Below are 18594 nucleotides of genomic sequence, written 5' to 3'. Positions count from 1 at the left end.
CGGATTCGTAAAAGAAAAAAGACGTTAACTGTATTAGCAGATAAGACTACCCACCAATGGTCGCCATTGATTCGCTAATCGAGCCGCCGAACCGCAGGCTTCGGTTTTGTTCGGCGTCAAAACCGTTTACGGGACGATGGGCGAAGGCGTGCAAAAAAGCGTCAGTTAGTATATCATCTGATGAACCACTTCGTAGCAACGCACGAACATCGAGAACTCCGTCGTCATACAGACAGGTTTTAAGTGTACCCTGAGCCGTTAGCCGAATACGATTACAGGTGCCACAGAACGTTCGGCTAAAAGCCGCAATCACCCCGATTGTGCCCTGATGGCCAGGGATCTGATACGTTGTCGACGTGGAGAAGGGTAAGCCAGGCTGTTTTTGCATACCTGGAAAGTGTTCCTGTAGCTCGTCCACAATTCGACGGTACGTCCAGTTCAGAACAGGGTAATGACTCCCTCCCCCATTGAAGGGCATTTCCTCGATAAATCGAACATCCACCGGTAAGGAGCGAGTCAGGTTAGCCAGCGGAATTAAATCCTGGGTGTTTTGTCCATCCATCACCACCGCATTGATCTTCGTTTCAATCCCAGCCTTTAGTAATAAGTCAAGGGTTTTTAAAACAGCTGGCAACTCATCCCGACGGGTAATTTTCTTAAATCGGTCCCGGTCCAACGTGTCCAGGCTCAAATTGACCGATCGGACGCCCAATGCGGCCAAATCTGCGACATGGGGGGCAGTTAACACCCCGTTGGTTGTGAGCGATAGCTCCTGTATTCCCTCAATCCCTGACAGCCGATGCAGAAAATCCATCAGGCCTGCCCGGACAAATGGCTCTCCACCCGTAATACGGACTTTAGAAACACCCAATCGAGCCAGTACCCGGACGACCCGCTCCATCTCCTCATACGACAGTACCTGCTGTTTGGGAAGATACTTAATACCCTCCGCGGGCATGCAGTAAAAACACCGAAGATTACACCGGTCCGTTACGGCCAGCCGAAGGTAGGATATGGGGCGGTTGTGATTATCAAAGATCATGTATGAGCGGTTGGTAACGAACAAACTAAAAAAGCAAAGAGCCGGAACTGATCAACCAGTTTCCGGCTCCAGTGCGTAAATAGTCACTAGGATTAGATCCGTTTATCCAATTGGGGCTTAAACGGCTGATTATATTGTCGTTTACCGGTCGTTTTATACAACGCATTGGCTACCGCGCCAAAGACAGGGGGGAAAGGCGGCTCCCCTAAGCCCGTTGGGTCGAGGTCATTTTCAACAAAGTGAACCTCAATTTTCTTGGGGGCTTCATTATGCCGAATAAGCCGATAGTTGTTAAAATTGCTTTGCTCAGCCGCTCCATTTTTGTGCGTTAACGCCCCGTAGAAGGCATTGCCGATTCCGTCGACCACCGCCCCTTGTACCATATTGGTAGCCGATTCAGGATTGACGACGATGCCACAGTCCATCGCACTAAAGACCCGCTCGACATAAGGGCTACCCTCTTTGGTCACCATATCGACCACGTGAGCCGCATATGAATTATGACAGAAATAAGCGGCCACGCCCCGATGGTACTTCTCATTGCCCGGCTTATTCCAACCCGACTTGTCGCGTACTAAATTGAGAACACCCGCATATCGATCGGCATCATACTCGTTGTTTTTGCCCACTGGATTTTCCTTGGCTCGTTTTAACAGCTCAAGCCTAAACTCGATCGGGTCTTTGCCCATGGCCTCCGCCACTTCATCTAAAAATGATTGCTCAGCGGCTGCGTTGAAGTTGGAACGGGGAGCCCGGAAAGCGCCAATGGTAATATTGGACGGTATCTCCCAGCCTTCGGCCAGGTAGTTATCCACCGCACCGGCCGGGAAGCGGTTCGCATGGATGGCATGCTCGGGTATTCCACCGCCTTTCACATGAAATCCGATCAGGTTTTTATTCGCATCTAACGCTGCCCGGTAGGTAGCCGTGTACATGGGCCGATAGATGCCATAGGTCATGTCATCTTCGCGGCTGTAAATTAGTTTGACCGGGGCTTTGACCTTTTGGGAGATCAGAGCTGCTTCCGTCATATAATGGCAATACGCCCGTCTGCCAAAGCCCCCACCCATCCGGGTCATCTGAATCTCAATTTTGTCGGCAGGCAGGCCAAGTCGTTTTGACAAGGCAGGTTCTGCCCAACCCGGTGCTTGTAAAGGACCAGCTACCAGGGCTTTTTCGGGGGTTACATGGGCGAAGAAATTCATCGGCTCCATGGTATTGTGTGCGAGGAAGGGCGCATTATACGTGCGCTCGATAATCTGAGCCGCATTTTTGAATGCGGTTTCCGGATCGCCGTCTTTTCGTAACTGTTGAGCTGGTTTTTTAGCCCATTCTGCCATTTTTTCCAGCTGAGCAGTGGTGGTTTCAAGGCCTCCGGGCACTGTAACTTCCCGTTTGCCGTTCCTACCCATCATAGTATCTTTGGTATCACCAGCAGGCTCCCACTCCACCTTTAGCTTTTTGCGGGCATTCATGACCTCCCAAGTGGTCTTGCCCACCACGACCAGCAAATCGTTGAACGTGCGGGTGTCGAAACCAGCTTGCTCGAACCCGTCTTCATATAGCTTTAGCGTGAAAACATCCTTGATACCCGGCATTTTGATCGTTTGTGAGGCATCAAACGATTTGAGTTTCATACCGAAAGCGGGTGGATGCTGAATCATAGCAATGAGCATTCCATCCACCCGATAATCCAGACCGAACAGTGGTTTGCCGGTGACTATTTTTTGCCCTTCGACATTTTTCTTGGGTTTTCGGATAATGGTAAAATCTTTCGGGTCTTTTAGTTTCATGCCTTTGGGCACCGGAAGTGTAGCGGCTTTACTGGCCATTTCACCATAGGTAGCCGATTTCCCGCTCGCGTGTTGTAATACACCCGCTTTGGTCGTCACTTCAGCTACCGGTACGCCCCAGGCTTGGGCGGCTGCTTCGCATAGCATCTGCCGGGCTGCTGCCCCGGCTTCCCGGAGTGGTTTCCAGTACATGCGAACCGAATTACTGCCCCCCGTAAACTGAGGTCCCAATTTCGCGTTGTCATGCGGCCCCATTTCAACCACTACATTCTTCCAATCCACATCCAATTCTTCGGCTACCATCATGGGTAGGGACGTCATGACGTTCTGACCAAATTCAGGATTAGGACAGATAAGTTTAATTCCATTGCCCGCTGTAATGTGTATATAACCATTGAGCTGAGCCCATTGCTCAGGCACGTTCAATGCCTGAAGTTTATCGGCGGCCTTCGCGCTGGATAACCAACTCACACTGAGCATCATGCCCCCGCCTGTTAGCAGCGAAGCCTTTAAGAAAGAACGCCGGTTATGGGTAATTTTAGGAGTGTTCATGGTCAGGGTTTATTTACGGGTAGACGAGCTAGTTCCTTCTTTGGCCGCCGATTTGATGGCCTCTTTGATGCGCAAATACGTACCACACCGGCAGATGTTGCCGCTCATCGCTAAATCGATGTCCTCATCGGTGGGCTTGGGATTAGTCTTCAAAAGCGAAGCAGCGCTCATCATTTGTCCGGATTGACAATACCCACACTGGGCCACGTCGTGTTCCAGCCACGCTTTTTGCACCGGATGATCACCGGTAGCCGACAATCCCTCGATGGTGGTGATCGCTTCTTTGCCGACAGCCGAAATGGGTAGCTGACAGGAGCGAACTGCCGTTCCATTTAGATGAACCGTGCAGGCGCCACACTGAGCGATACCACAGCCATATTTGGTACCGGGCATGTCCAGGTGATCGCGGAGTACCCAGAGCATCGGCGTTGCAGGATCAACGTCCAACTGCCTGATTTTGCCGTTAATTTTTATGCTAAATTTTGCCACAGTGGTAAGAAGTAAAGGGTTTACAACTGAAAATATAGGTTGATTATCAGGTTAAAGTTAGATTATAACTATTTCTTCGTCAAAGGTTACCCGTTCATGAATCGGCCCCGGTCGGTCGGTTAAAAATCCGCCGTTCCGCTGGCTGAAAAAGGCTTTAACTTCACTCAGTATGGAAAGCGCTATTTCGTCGGGTGTTTCAGCCCCCAAATCTAAACCAATCGGGGAGTGAACTCGACCCAAAATTGATGGGGAAAACGAATGGCCCATTCGTTCCCAATGGGCTTTCATTTTTTCGTAGCGCTTCCGGGGGCCAAGCACACCGATATAGGGAACATCCCTCGGCAGCAGTTTCGTTAACACCGCCAGATCGTAGTTGTAGTTATGCGACATCAGCACGGCGGCCGTCCGATCCGTGAAGACAAGTTTGTCGGTCACAGCATTGGCATCGGCATAGAGCAGGCAGGTTGCTTCAGGAAATCGTTTGGGGGCTAAGTGGGCAATGCAGTCTTCGGTTACCGTAACACGCCAGCCGATTTCGGTGGCCAGCCGAGTGAGGGGAATCGTATCATAGCCAGCGCCGAAAATCACGAGCTCGATACCGGGGTCCAGACGTTCAATAAAAACCTCAACCATCCCACCAATAAGGGGAATTATTGATGTCAGGGGTTTACCGACTTCCATGACCAGTTCCATATCCTGCTGAAGCCAGCCAGGGACCTGATCCGTTAGTTGCTCGGTTAGTACAAATCGACTACCTTCTTTAATAGTCAAGCCCGGTGTTTTTCGGCAAATGGTGGCGATGACGCGCCTGTCACGAAGCTGGCTGAATTCACCTAACAGAGCCACAGGATTCATTGGATCGGCGGGATCAATTGGCTCGATAAACACATCGATAATGCCGTTACACCCCAAGCCCACCCCTAAACTGTTAGCATCATCATCCATGGTATCGTAGCGCACGACCATTGGTTTACCGTCCAGCATGACTTGACGGGCTTTACGCAACGCATCCCCTTCCAGACAACCGCCACTGATGGCCCCTTCCCAGCGTCCATCGTCACTCACCAGCATCCGGGCACCGGGTCGTCGGTAGGCTGAACCCTCTACGTATACAACCGTTGCTAATGCTACTTTGCGTTGAGCATGATCTAGTTGATCATAAATGGTCAGTATACGATTGATTTCTTTCATGCCTTATGCTACGTTGGGATAGTCGCCAGAAAATGACAAGAGCCGGATTCTAGTGTATCAATATCAACTTGTACTAATCGAATGGAATCCAGACAAAGTTCTTATTAATCCTTGGGAGGAGTTGTATATGGATTACAGATGTTACTACCATTATTACTGATTTAGTTGAGCCAAACCACACCGAAACCCCACTAAGCCAACTTTCAGGATAACGTAACCTATTCGCTACTCAAGCAAGATAATGCATCATTTCCAGGTACCGGGAAACTTTTAGACCAACGACCTGTTGACTCCGACAAACAACCAAAAAACTAGAGAACCGTCTACAATCGTCCTATCGATCGCCAAAAGTTAAGTTCTTCATTAAATCGGTTGTCGATGATTTCGCAGGTAGAATCAATCCGCATGGTTGGTCGGGTTTTCAGATTATAGGCTGGCCAAGTCGGCACGTCTTTAGCAGCTGGTCTACCCGTTCGGGCGAAGGTGGCCCATAATTCAGCAAAGTGATGCGAGGCTGTAAACCGTTCGGGTCGGTTGCCTCCGAAGAAGCTCTCTTTCGGCGTTGATCCATCTCTGGGTGGCACTTCATTATTGAACTTGAAGGAAATATCCATGGCATGGGGCGTTCCCATTGGATAATCCGTACCGGGGATCGGTTTCTCGGACTTATAACCAAAATTGTATAGGAAGACCGGTGCTCCACCTTGTTTGGCTTTTTTTTCGGCGATGTCAACTGATCCCAGCCCCATCATGGCAATGGAAGAAATGGCAATATAGAGTTGCGGGGCCGTCGCGTTGGGGGTTGCTTTGCGGTAGGCCTCGATCAGCTTAAGCGTATCCTCGCCATACTGCGGTTCCAGTCGTTTCTGCACCCCTTCGAAATCCAGTTTGGCAAACTCAGTGTCTTTTCGTTCCCAGGCAAAAAAGGTAAATTCGTCCTCGTTCCAGCCCACCAGTAAGGGCTTATTTTTGGAGATGGCCGGTGCCGTAGGATCGAACGGGTTATGGGGTAGTGCATGGCCATCGACGACGGGACCAAATCCGCCAGCCCGACGGGGCGCAACTCCTTTACTAGTATTTTTTCCGAGAAACGGCGCAACAGAGGGTAGTTTACCCTGCATGGCCAGCAAGTCTGCCGCCGGTACATCCAATAATTTACGCCAGTCTTTAGGAGCAATGTTCAACTCTTTCAGTAGCAGGCTGGTTGTTTCGGCGGCTGTTTCTTTGAGCGTCATGCGCACCCCAGGCCCGCTTTCAATCGAGGCTTTGTTGAAATAAGGAGCCGCTGAAGGCATCGCGTATAAACAGGAGGTTTTGGCCCCGCCCCCCGATTCACCCCAGATCATCACATTATTCGGATCACCCCCAAACTGAGCAATGTTGTCATGGACCCACTTGAGGCCATCCACGATGTCGAGCATTCCCATGTTGCCCGAGCCAGCGTAATCGGAACCGGCCAGTTCATCCAGATACAGAAAGCCCAGCAGTCCCAGCCGATGGTTAGTTTCAACGACGACCACATCGAAGTTACGAGCCAGATTCGACCCATCCTGGCTCGCCGATGCTCCCGAACCAATCACAAATCCTCCACCATGATTATAAAACATCACTGGTCGTTTACGATTGTCATTAGCCGGTGTCCAGACATTTAGAAACAGGCAATCTTCTGCCGGAGCAGGTTCATTCCGGCGAGGGGCCTGGATAGCAGGAGCACCAACCTGCAACGCATCCCGCACGCCCGTCCAGGATTCGAGCGGTGCCGGTCGACGAAAGCGTCGATCTCCGGAGACCCTACCACCGTAAGGTATTCCCTTGAATACACTTACCCCTTCAGTTCGCATGCCTTTGATCCGGCCATAAGTGGTATCTACCTCAACGAATTCGTTGGCTTTATGAACCCACGAAAACCCGTACCGGGGAGTGGCCAATACAGCTGTGGCCAGTGATAAACCTGATAGAAAGTCGCGACGATTAATGGAATGCATGGGCGTTAGAAGGTGATTGTTTTGCAAGAAGAATCCTGTTTCGGCTTTAAAAAGTAGTATAACTTTTTTGACAATAAATATAGCCATTTCAACCTCCATATCTAGTTAGTTCAAGCTAAACCAGTAATAATGGTAGTAACATCTGTAATCCGTATACAACTCCTCCCAGGCATAAACAAGAACTTTGTCACGATTGATACGGTGCAAGCCAAACGCCTGGCAAACCAGTATTAATCCATTGATTTCCTGATAGCTATTAATCTTTACAACGAACCTGAACATGCTTAGCGGAAGATAGATACTATCACCTATATCAGCAAGCTATCTCCCTTCCATCTATCTACTAAACCTGTCATGTAATTAACTTTTTAAACAAGATCACCGTGAAAAAACTAGTATTGGGATTTGTCTTTCTGATTGCCTATACTGTACAAGCGCAGCAAACTGTGCCAAAGGTTCGTACGGCTTCTGGTGTTGTGCGCGGAGTGACCGAGGGAGATGTTACCAGCTTCAAAGGGATTCCTTATGCAGCTCCACCGGTCGGTGCTAATCGCTGGCGGCCACCACAACCCGTAGCTGCCTGGCAGGGAGAACGTGATGCCAGTCAATTTGGAGCGGAACCTCCACAACGAGGATTTGGTCCGGGTTCTCCCGCAATGTCGACCACCTCATCTGAAGATTGCCTGTTTCTCAATTTGTGGAAACCAGCTTCTGCTACCGAGAAGGCAAAGCTTCCGGTTATGGTGTGGATTTATGGAGGGGCGTTCGTATTCGGAAGTGGTTCTCAGCCGGGTTATAACGGTACTCAATTTGCCAAACAAGGCGTCATTTTAGTTACCTTCAATTACCGATTGGGTCGTCTTGGCTTTTTCGCATTCCCTGCCCTGAGCCGCGAGCACCCTGAGGAACCTAAGGGCTCTTACGCCTATATGGATCAGATTGCCGCGCTGAAGTGGGTTCAAACCAATATTGCAGCCTTTGGCGGAGATCCAAAAAACGTGACCATCTTCGGAGAGTCAGCAGGTGGGGTCTCGGTTCTCTCATTGCTGTCCATACCATCTGCGAAAGGCCTTTTTCAGAAGGCCATCAGTGAATCGGGTGGTGCTCGTGACGGCGTGCTTACCGGTCGGCCAATTAATAAAGAAAATGCCGATGTCAATTACCCCGTGTCAGCTGAAACCATTGGTGTAAACTTCGCCAAACGCTATGGCATCGAAGGGGTAGATGAAGCAGCGCTGGCTAAACTCCGCGCACTCAGTGCCGCCGAGATAGTTGATGGCGGACAGGAAACCGCAGGCCCAGGTGGCCCACCAACGTATTCAGGTCCGATTCTCGATGGAAAGCTCGTGGTAGAAACGGCAGAGAGCGCTTTTAAAGCAGGCAGGCAGGCGAGGGTTCCATTACTTATCGGATCGAATAGCGCTGAAGTACCAGCTGGTTTTGTCAATGCCCGATCGAAGGAAGAATTATTGGCTTTGTTTGAGCCTGTTAAAAGTGAAATGGCCACTGCCTATGATCCTGATGGTACAACTGATATCGCTAAAATGCTCACGCTGGTTAATACGGATAAGGTTTGGGCGGAGCCAGCCCGATTCTCAGCGAAGGCCTTCGTCGCCAATGGGATACCCTCATACTTATATATGTTTTCCTATGTCGACCCATCCATGCAGGAACGAATGAAATACGGGGCTGCCCACGCGTCTGAAATCGCCTACGTATTTGACAACCTGAGCAGTCGAAATGGAACCAGCATTGCCCCCAAGAGCCAGGAAGTGGCTCATTTGATGAACACCTACTGGACCAACTTTGCTAAGACCGGAAACCCTAATGGCAAAGGACTACCTACCTGGACCGCTTATGATCCAAAGAAGAATGAGGTATTTGAGTTTCGATCCGATGGAACGGCCGCGACCACACCTGATACACGGAAAGCGAGATTAGACGCTATTGAAAAAGCGGTAACGAACGGAAAAGCAAATTAAAACAGCCGAACAGGAGTAGAATCCCTACAATGAAACAACTAATTGTAAACCTCACCAATGTACTAGCATCGTTCCTACTGGTGGCCGCAGGGACGATATCTGTCCAGGCGCAGACAAGGGCAAAGCAGCAACCCCTAACTAATGGACAGCGTCTGTATGCCGTCAACTGCGCGAATTGTCATGGCGCCCGCGCTCAGGGAGCTGTAAAGGCGGGTGCTGAAATTTCTATCATTGCGGAGCAGGGGGGCAAGCAGCCGCCCGACCTCACCGATCAGGCCTGGGATCACGGTTCAACCGACGCCGAAATCTTCACCGTGATTAAGAAAGGCATTCCATCAACGATGATGCCATCCTTTGCAGGAAGCCTGTCGGATACGGAGATTCGCAACGTAGTCGCCTATGTCCGCTCGCTGGCTTCAACCCAGGCGTCGGCACCGACGGCGGCAGCCCCAACCGCAGCAGCACCGGTGGGGTCGACGCCAGAGCGCACGCTTGAACTAGCGGATTATATCGCTTTACCCATCACCGGCGACATGTCAGCAGATCGCGTTACGGGATTATTGGCGCGTGGCAGCATCCTGCGTGATGAACCGGGTAGTCAGCGATCCTTCATCAACGATCTGAACGGTCCGCTGTATATACTCGATAAGAAGACCAAGCAACTCATGCCCTTTCTGAACTTCAACGGCGGGGGCGATAAGACCGGACTATATCCCAGATTTGCCGCCAACATAGGCTACGCGTCAGGTCTGATGAACTTCGTCTTCGATCCAGACTACACGCACAATGGCATTTTCTATACCCTCCATATGGAGAATCCCGCAGAAACCCAAGTGAGCACAATGCCCAGGGCTGGCGTTGTAGCGGGCCTGGATCTGGCAGGCTACTCAACTACACCGGCGCTGACCAGGCCAATGTCTACTACAGATACGCCGACTTCACGTGAGCTGGTTATTGTAGAGTGGACAGATCGACAAATCGGAAACACAACGTTCGAAGGGACCGCCCGGGAAGTGTTACGTATGCATGCACCAGCGTATATGCATCCCCTCAACGAGATCACCTTCAATCCAGCAGCCCGGCCGGGTGACCCCGATTGGCGAATTATGTATTTGGGTGTTGGGGATTCGGGTACGGGCGAGCGGCAAGGTCCTATGCGATTGTATACACAACGGCTTGATACGCACCAGGGCAAAATACTTCGCATCATTCCATCGCTGAACGAGCACGTATCGACCAGCACTCTTAGTGAGAATGGCCGCTACCGGATACCTAATGACAACCCATTTGTCTCCGTCTTGGGTGCGCGCAAAGAAATATGGGCCTTAGGCCTGCGCAATCCGCACCGGCTGACCTGGTACATTGACCCGGCCCGGCCCCGCCAGCCTGTGTTACTGGCCTTCAACATCGGCTTGGTCAGTTGGGAAACTGTGATGATCATCAAGAAAGGAGCGAACTATGGCTATCCGTTACGCGAGGGCTCGCAGAGTATGTCATCGACGAACGGTATGGAGCCGATACCCACGGACGATGTGATTCCCATTCTGGTTTCAGACTCAGTGAAGCGTGGCACGATAAAGCCCACCTATGCGGTCATTGCGTATCCCCACAAGCCCGGCGGTGGCGACGCGATTGCCAATGGCTTTGTTTACCGGGGCAAACGAATAGCAGCCTTGAAGGGCACCCTAGTGTTCGGGGATATCACGACGGGCCGTATCTGGTATGCCAAACTAAAGGATTTGCTAGCCGCCGATGATGGTAACCCACTCACGATGGCTCCGATCCACGAACTAGGCACACAGATACGAACCTTGTCGGAAGAGACGTATCGAAAGCGTGGTGGCCCAAACCCAAACCTGCCGGGCAGAGCATTCATTGCGGGTGCGGGTCGTATAGACCTTCGGTTAGCCGAAGATAATGACGGAGAACTGTATGTGCTGACTAAAAGTGATGGTATGATCCGCTCTGTTATAAGCGTTAGGTAGTCCTGGAGAGGTAGCGTTTGATGCCAATCATTTAGTCACAAGATGAGCGTGCAACTTAGTCGAAAATGAGCGTTTGGATCAGTTAACTAAACGCTCATTTTACTGATTCGATTAGTAGTTTAGCAGTTAATTATTGTGCAACATTCGATATACGTTAGGCGATTGCCCAACTCGCTGTTTACATAAACGTATAAAATGTTGGGGGTACTTGAAGCCCAGTTCATAAGCGATTTGACTCACGGATTTGCTTGAGTCAAATATTCGTTCTTTCGCCACCTCAATAACCTTAGCCTGAATATACTCCTGAGCCGTTTCACCGATTTCTTTTTTGATCAAATCCCCAAAATAATTGACGGCTAATGCAGTTGATCAGCACAATAGTCAACCGTTGGCAGTCCCAGCGTACGTGGCTTATCGAATTGAAAATAACTCGAAAGCAACTCGTCGAACTGAACGATTAAGCTTTTGTGGACGTGGTCTCGGGCAACAAACTGCCGATCGTAATAACTGTATCAAATTTTTGAGTATCAGCCATATATCCATGAGATAAGCAGGGTATTAGACAAATTTATCATATCCAACCAGGGATACCCAGAGCTGTCCATCGAATCAGTGATTTTGGTATTGAAAACAGTAACTTATATACAATCCGATAGGGGAATCGTAGAGATCTTTGCAAAGACCTGTGCATCAAGCAATCTGTCGTACTCGATCGCAAGCATACAATTCACATGGCGGCTGACTAAAGCTGTTTTTCGATCAAAAAAAATCACTAATCGACCTCAACAAATGAATAAGGCACCAATTTTATTACTATCAATTTCGCTCATCATACCAATGACTTTTTGGGGAATTGGATCTATAATTCGTGACCAATCAGAACTGGAAAGAAAAGGCCTTGTCCAACTAAAAATAGACGAACCGCTTGACAGGTTGTCCTTAAAAATAACGGTGGGCACGAAAGAGGGGATAGCCACTTTTGTTGATAGCAAAACAACGAGAGATTTTATAAAACTCTTACCCCTAACCCTACTCATGGATGACCTGGGTAAACGGGAAAAATACAGTGGTATTTCGCAGTCTTTATCAAAAGAAGGTAGTATAAAAACTACGTATCAAAAGGGCGATATATCGTACTGGTTGGGCGGGGGTATTGCTACATTTTATAATCAGGATAATCACGAAGTAAAAGCGGGATTGATTGTTTTGGCAAGATTAGAAAAAGGCATTGACTTGTTCACAGGGCCGGATTCAATAAACGTGACGTTCGAGGTTATTAAAAAGAAATAAATCGGCGGGTCTAAACTTTTATTCTACGTACAAAACAAGAGGTAACTCAATATTCAATGAGATTTTTCCTCCTGCTTTGTACCTGCACTGATTGACTACTTAATTGTATATAACTACATGAATCAAAACAAGAACGCACTCCTTTTGCTAACTGGAATTTCCTTGTTTATGGCTGCCTGTGGAACCAGCAAAACAGGCTTAATCACGATACAGGAACAGGGAAGTTTTGCCGTTGGCGGAAAAGTGATTGCTAGCCCTGGGACATTTGACCCGTATAAGCCAACACCTGCCGGACAAACCTTCCATGGTGATCATGCCTATGTGTTCTATCAGATTCCCCCAAAAGCGCGTAAATACCCGCTGGTCATGTGGCATGGAATCGGTCAGTTTTCTAAAACCTGGGAAACGACGCCGGACGGGCGGGAGGGGTATCAGAACATATTCCTAAGACGAGGCTTCGGTGTTTATGTACTGGATCAACCCCGACGTGGCAACGCAGGCCGTAGCACCGCAGCAGGAACCATCAACCCTACACCTGACGAGCAGCAATGGTTTGGCACTTTTCGGGTCGGTATATGGCCTAACTACTTCGAGGGAGTACAGTTTGCACGCGACACGGCTACGCTGAATCAGTATTTCCGCTCTATGGTACCCAACGTGGGGCCAATTGATATTGGGGTAACGACGGACGCAGCGGCTGCGCTGTTTCAAAAAATTGGCCCAGGAGTTCTGGTCACCCACTCTCATTCAGGGGGTATGGGCTGGCTAACAGCGATAAAAAATCAGAATGTTAAGGGTATTGTTGCCTACGAACCGGGCAGTGGTTTTCTTTTTCCAGAAGGGGAAGTGCCCGCTCCTATTGAGATGGCCGGTGGACAAATGGCTGCCGTAGGTGTGCCTATGTCGCAATTTATGCAGCTTACCAAGATCCCAATCATTATTTATTACGGTGACTTCATCCCGGAAAAACCAAGCGACAATCCGGGGACGGACGGTTGGCGGGCTCGGATGGTGATGGCCCGGTTATGGCGCGATGCTGTCAATCGGCATGGAGGTGACGTCACCGTCGTTCACTTGCCCGAGGTTGGCCTCAAAGGCAATACGCATTTTCCTTTCTCCGATCTGAACAATTTACAAGTGGCGGATCTGATGAGCAAATTTTTGAAGGACAAAAAGCTGGATTAATTAATAAGGCAATTATATACTTGACAAAAATAATTATTCATGGCGACGCATCTGACGGTGTACCCATGAATAATTATTTTTTTAAAAGCGTTTAACTGTATCCGAACTCATGGATGTATTCAATTCTTTTACTAATTCGGCTTGGATCGCTTTCACATTTTGCGAATGGGCTTCCACTGCTTTATCGATCAATTGCGTGTGAGTGGTATTGGTAGTATTTAAAATAAGTTTACGACCTTGCCCACTTCGGCATGTTAGACCAACAAGCCCAAAAGTTTCCCAAGCATTTACCCAGTTGCCTACGGTATTATGATTGACATCTAAATAAGTAGCTATTTTCTTAAAACTCATTCCAGAGTAATTTAAGAGCAGGCCTTGACATTTTTCTCTAAACTCAGTTTTAGGATGATGCTTTGACCCTTCTCGCAAGGTCAGCCGCTCACTTTCGGTCAATTCAATATCCTTTTCTTTTCGGCTCATGAGGCCCAGGTAGTTAATATAATCTTATTTTGCTTAATTACTTAATTCCCCATTTACTATAGATAAATAATGCATAAAACTATGCCCATTTTCTATGTGAATTCACATAGAAAATGGGGAAATGAGAATTGCACTAAGTAGGTGAGAAAATCCTACTATCCAATACCCGCAAAACTTGACTGAGGCATCACAAATAAGGCCTGAAGTCCTCAATAGCCCTACCAAACCAGCACAGGCTAATTCGGTGACTGATAGGTTGGACTCCTAAATTGAATTCGATTCCTACACATCGCTGTCCCTTGATTTATCGCTAACCGCCATTTCCAGCCCAAAAGCGAGACACAGGTTTTCTCAATCAGGAGCCACAAATTGTACTTAACCGACAAAAATCATCCACTAACCACGAAAACCCGTCATTGATCAACATAAACTCGTCATTAGTCATCTTTTTATTTCGGTGCCGCTACCTGTTCATCAACTTCACGGCATTGTTCCCATTCAGCATTTTTTTGCGGAGACGAAGTAGTCACGTTGATCTTTAGATTTTGCTGATCCTTTGGATTCTATTACTCTGACTACTAATTGAATAGAATCAATAGAATCCGTATTAGTAGCTTCCTAACATCAAAACAAATTCCTAACAACGATGAACCTAAACCCTAACTTTTTATTGACTCTTTTAGTAGTCAGCTCATTATCGGTCACCGCCCAAAAAACGGCGTCGACCGGATCGCCCCTGGTGACGGGTAGCCAGACAGCTATTGTTAAAACGGAGTCTGGCTCCGTCAGAGGCTATATTCACAATAGCATTTACACCTACAAAGGGATTCCATATGCCAAAGCCAAACGGTTTATGGCTCCTTCCAAACCGGACTCCTGGACGGGTGTGCGCTCGTCGATGGCCTATGGTCCGGTTTGCCCCATTATGACGCCGACCAGTCAGGTAAACGACGAAAGTGAGTTTGTCTATCACCATGACTGGGGTTACGCCAACGAAGATTGCCTGCGGCTAAACGTCTGGTCGCCCCAGGTAGCTACCTCTGGGAGTGCCGTTACGCGCAAACGCCCGGTTATGGTCTGGCTGCACGGCGGTGGGTATTCGGCCGGTTCGTCGCAGGAATTACCGTCCTATGATGGCGAAAATTTGAGCCGTACGGGCGATGTGGTGCTGGTGTCGGTTAATCATCGGCTCAATATTCTGGGTTTTCTGGATTTGTCCGATTATGGTGATAAATACAAATCGTCGGCCAATGTGGGCATGATGGATTTGGTGGCGGCTCTACAATGGGTGAAGGCGAACATTGATCAGTTTGGGGGCGATCCATCCAATGTGACTATTTTCGGGCAATCTGGTGGAGGGGGTAAGGTATCGACGCTCATGTACACACCCTCGGCCAAAGGATTGATTCATAAAGCCATCGCCGAAAGTGGAACGGCCCCTCAATTCCAGGAACGCGATTTGACGCATCGGGTGGGTGAAGCCGTTCTGGCAGAGCTGGGTTTCAATGCCAGCCAGGTTGATTCACTTCAGACGGTTCCTTACGAAAAACTGGCGGCCGCTGGCAGTCGTGCCATACAGAAAGTCCGTCAGCAGTTGGTTGCTGAAGGTAAGCCGGTAACGGGCCTGGGCTGGGGTCCTTCCCGCGATGGCTCGTTTTTACCTTACCAACCTGTTCAGCCCGAAGCGCTGGCCATTTCCAGCTATGTACCGCTTCTGGTTGGTTCGACCAAAAACGAATTTATGGCCTCGCTGAGTGGCAACCTGCGGAATGCGACTCCCGAGCAGGCGAAAGCGCAACTGCAAAAACGCTTCGGTGATAAAACGGACGCCTATATCGAAGCGGTTAAAAAGGCCTACCCAACCGATACGAAAGCCAGTGATCTGATCGACATCGATGATCGGTTCCGAAGCAATACGCTCAAGCTGGCTAATTTAAAATCGGCTCATACTACGGCACCGGTGTACGTATATCTGTTCACCTGGCAATCGCCCGTGCTGGATGGGGCTTACAAGGCTGTTCACTGCATGGAGATTCCGTTTGTGTTCAACAATGTTGCCCGCTGTGAAGAAATGACGGGCGGTGGTAAAGATGCCTATGAGCTGGCCCGTAAAATGAGTCAATCGTGGGTTAGTTTCGCTCGCACGGGCAATCCGAACTACAAAGAATTACCCGCCTGGAAACCATATACGGAAGCCAGCGGAACGACGATGTTATTCGACAATCAGTGCGTGATCAAATCGCACCCCGACAAAGAGATTCAGGCGCTAGCCACCGCGTCTGTGACCCGTACGCCTTAAGAATATAGACAGCCCATTATACTGCCTGATATGACCCCTACAGGGTCAAATGTTTATAGCAAATTGGCCTTTCTATAAACATTTGACCCTGTAGGGGTCATACAAACTAAAGCATCATTTTATGCTGCTTGATTACTTATACCTTGTTGATTGTTCATGTCCTCCGTGTCGTAACGGCGAACCGCTCTGTGTTCAATAATTTTGCTTAATTACTTCGTGTTTTATATCAACAAGAATGGCAGAAATCGCCACTGACCGCCTAACGAATCGACAACGATGGCAACTGGCAACAACCGTTTTTGCTATTTACTGGCCCATTCGACTCTATGTCGCTGTTAACCAGTTTTCTCTGGGGCTGCTAGGGCGGATTTGGCCGTTGTGGATCATGGAGATTGTGGTTACCATCCTCTTCTTCGGCTTGTGGATCACTGTTTCCGATTGGTTTCATCAACGAATATTCAGCCTGTTTCCGAAGGGCTTCCGCACCGAATTCAATTTGCCCGTTCAATTGGCTACCTTACTCATCGCGGGTGGATTAGCCGTTTTATTTAACATGGGTTTCTATCGCCTGTGGGAGGGGATGAAAAGCCTGGAACTCATACAGGGCTCAACATCAACGCATTCGCCCACTCACCTTCGCCCATCCGACCGATTTACGCAGGGCAACAAACAGCAAAAAGTAGACAATGGGCTAACCATCCTGGCCATGTTAGCCGCGTTTTATTTAGCCGCTAATCGCAGGAGTTACAGGCAGTTGGAGGACATACGTGTCAAAGCAGAAAAACTACAGAAGGAGGCCGCTCAGGCTCAATTTGTCGCCTTAAAAAATCAGGTTAATCCGCATTTTTTGTTCAATAGCTTCAGCATTCTGTCGACGCTCATTGCGGTAAACCCTAAACTCTCCATCCAGTTTGTGGGGCAGTTGGCAAAGTCGTATCGCTATGTTTTAGAGCAATATGATGCTCAATCGGTCAAACTTCAGGAAGAATTGGTTTTCGTAAGTGCTTACACATTTTTGCTGCATATTCGCTTTGGCGATAAATTTCGAGTCATTACGGATATTCCCCCGGAAATAGCCGAACAATACCGCATTGCTCCCCTGACGCTTCAGTTGTTAATTGAGAACGCGGTAAAACATAATCAAATGTCAACCGATGTACCGCTGCTGGTCACCCTCGAAATTGTGCAGGATTATTTGCTCATCAGCAATTTGATTCGGCCTCGTCTCCAAACCGAGGAATCAACCGGGCTGGGTTTGCAAAATATTACCAAACGCTACCAACTTCTGACCAATCGACCTGTATTGATTGAGGATCTGACGAATGTATTCATCGTAAAAATTCCACTTTTAATGTAAAGAGCGAAAGAATGAAAGAGTGAATGAGCGAATGTGAACTTCTTTCGCTCATTCACTCTTTCACTCATTCATCCTTCAAGCGCATGAACGTAGTCATTATTGAAGACGAGCCCCTGACGGCCCAGGGCCTGGAACTACTCCTGCATGAATATGACCCTCAGATTCGTGTGCTGGCTAAACTGCCATCGGTCAGCAAGTCGATCCAGTGGTTTAGTACACCGCAACCGCTTCAGCCCGACTTAATTTTTCTGGATATTCACCTGGAAGATGGCCTGGGATTCAGCCTGATTCAAGAGTTGAACCTAACGATTCCGATCATCTTTACGACTGCTTTTGACCAATATACCTTACGGGCTTTCAAGGCCAATAGCATCGACTATTTACTAAAACCCCTTGAATTCGATGAGCTAGCGGCCGCTATCGATAAGTTCAAGTTGGTGCGCCAAACCCAGTCGACGGCTTTACTTGATACGACAGTTTTTGCCCAGTTGATGAAAAAACTGGACCCACCTTCTTACCGAGATCGGTTTATGGTGAGCATTGGGCCCAGACTTAAAAGTATTCGAACGGAGGAGATTGCCTACTTCTTTTTCGAGGATAAGGCAACTTATCTAACCCCTCATGTGGGTATTCCTGTGTCGATAGATTTTAGTTTGGACCGATTAGGGCAATTAGTCGATCCCGATCAGTTTTTTCGGGTCAATCGCTCGTTTCTGGTCAGCACATCGGCCATTAAATCGGTTTATGCCTATTCGGGTAGCAAACTCAAAGTAGAACTTTCGCCTTCACCCCGCCAGGAGGTATTTGTCAGCCTCGATCGAGTGACTAGTTTTAAAGAATGGATGGGTAAATAAAGTGTATAGGTATCGTTGCTTTTTAGCGGTCGATTTTAGGTATTTAACCACCGATATTGGCCTTCTACCGCTATTTTTTAGTACAGGTTCCTGATAGTACTTCTCTTTGT

13 protein-coding genes and 1 pseudogene are annotated in these 18594 nt (G+C 48.6%); 7 read left to right on the top strand and 7 right to left on the bottom strand.

Annotated features, from left to right (window positions below; genetic code table 11):
• Positions 1 to 46: 46 nt before the first annotated feature.
• From moaA to GO755_RS03870, 5 genes are all read right to left on the bottom strand, one after another.
• Complete coding sequence (gene moaA / locus GO755_RS03890; RefSeq protein WP_157583233.1) at positions 47 to 1042, bottom strand: GTP 3',8-cyclase MoaA; 996 nt, start codon at positions 1040 to 1042, stop codon at positions 47 to 49.
• 92 nt (positions 1043 to 1134) lie between these two features.
• Positions 1135 to 3387, bottom strand: a complete 2253-nt coding sequence (locus GO755_RS03885) for a xanthine dehydrogenase family protein molybdopterin-binding subunit (RefSeq protein WP_157583232.1) — start codon at positions 3385 to 3387, stop codon at positions 1135 to 1137.
• Between the two features lie 9 nt (positions 3388 to 3396).
• On the bottom strand, positions 3397 to 3876 hold the full coding sequence (locus tag GO755_RS03880; protein ID WP_317165788.1) for a (2Fe-2S)-binding protein: 480 nt from the start codon (positions 3874 to 3876) through the stop codon (positions 3397 to 3399).
• Positions 3877 to 3933: 57 nt separating this feature from the next.
• Positions 3934 to 5067 carry an XdhC family protein gene (locus tag GO755_RS03875; protein ID WP_157583231.1) on the bottom strand — a complete coding sequence of 378 codons (1134 nt, stop codon included), beginning with the start codon at positions 5065 to 5067 and terminating at the stop codon, positions 3934 to 3936.
• A gap of 323 nt (positions 5068 to 5390) precedes the next feature.
• Complete coding sequence (locus GO755_RS03870; protein WP_157583230.1) at positions 5391 to 7052, bottom strand: carboxylesterase/lipase family protein; 1662 nt, start codon at positions 7050 to 7052, stop codon at positions 5391 to 5393.
• 383 nt (positions 7053 to 7435) lie between these two features.
• Here GO755_RS03870 and GO755_RS03865 point away from each other — a divergent pair, with 383 nt between their 5' ends.
• Together GO755_RS03865 and GO755_RS03860 are read left to right on the top strand one after the other, a co-directional pair.
• Positions 7436 to 9034: a carboxylesterase/lipase family protein gene (locus tag GO755_RS03865; protein WP_317165787.1), complete on the top strand. Its 1599-nt coding sequence runs from the start codon at positions 7436 to 7438 to the stop codon at positions 9032 to 9034.
• 29 nt (positions 9035 to 9063) lie between these two features.
• Complete coding sequence (locus GO755_RS03860) at positions 9064 to 11019, top strand: PQQ-dependent sugar dehydrogenase (RefSeq protein ID WP_157583229.1); 1956 nt, start codon at positions 9064 to 9066, stop codon at positions 11017 to 11019.
• Between the two features lie 126 nt (positions 11020 to 11145).
• On the opposite strand, the pseudogene GO755_RS42135 reads toward GO755_RS03860, so the two are convergent.
• Positions 11146 to 11525 (bottom strand): annotated as a pseudogene (locus GO755_RS42135) (helix-turn-helix domain-containing protein); the annotation flags it as partial.
• Between the two features lie 283 nt (positions 11526 to 11808).
• Here GO755_RS42135 and GO755_RS03850 point away from each other — a divergent pair.
• Together GO755_RS03850 and GO755_RS03845 are read left to right on the top strand one after the other, a co-directional pair.
• Positions 11809 to 12309 carry a cyclophilin-like fold protein gene (locus GO755_RS03850; protein WP_157583228.1) on the top strand — a complete coding sequence of 167 codons (501 nt, stop codon included), beginning with the start codon at positions 11809 to 11811 and terminating at the stop codon, positions 12307 to 12309.
• Positions 12310 to 12426: 117 nt separating this feature from the next.
• Entirely contained in the window at positions 12427 to 13494 is a 1068-nt protein-coding gene (locus GO755_RS03845; protein WP_157583227.1) for an alpha/beta hydrolase, read from the top strand.
• 81 nt (positions 13495 to 13575) lie between these two features.
• Here the strand turns inward: GO755_RS03845 and GO755_RS03840 are convergent, their stop codons facing one another.
• Positions 13576 to 13974, bottom strand: a complete 399-nt coding sequence (locus tag GO755_RS03840) for a helix-turn-helix domain-containing protein (protein ID WP_157583226.1) — start codon at positions 13972 to 13974, stop codon at positions 13576 to 13578.
• 646 nt (positions 13975 to 14620) lie between these two features.
• Between GO755_RS03840 and GO755_RS03835 the strand changes: the two genes are divergently transcribed.
• From GO755_RS03835 to GO755_RS03825, 3 genes are all read left to right on the top strand, one after another.
• Positions 14621 to 16273, top strand: a complete 1653-nt coding sequence (locus tag GO755_RS03835) for a carboxylesterase/lipase family protein (RefSeq protein ID WP_157583225.1) — start codon at positions 14621 to 14623, stop codon at positions 16271 to 16273.
• A gap of 235 nt (positions 16274 to 16508) precedes the next feature.
• Positions 16509 to 17630 (top strand): sensor histidine kinase, encoded by a 1122-nt coding sequence (locus GO755_RS03830; RefSeq protein ID WP_157583224.1) that lies wholly within the window; start codon positions 16509 to 16511, stop codon positions 17628 to 17630.
• Between the two features lie 83 nt (positions 17631 to 17713).
• Positions 17714 to 18484: a LytR/AlgR family response regulator transcription factor gene (locus tag GO755_RS03825; RefSeq protein ID WP_157583223.1), complete on the top strand. Its 771-nt coding sequence runs from the start codon at positions 17714 to 17716 to the stop codon at positions 18482 to 18484.
• Positions 18485 to 18594: the final 110 nt, after the last annotated feature.

Source organism: Spirosoma arboris (assembly GCF_009754945.1).
In the GTDB taxonomy this organism is placed as follows: domain Bacteria; phylum Bacteroidota; class Bacteroidia; order Cytophagales; family Spirosomataceae; genus Spirosoma; species Spirosoma arboris.
This window is presented reverse-complemented; position numbering and strand designations above follow the sequence as displayed.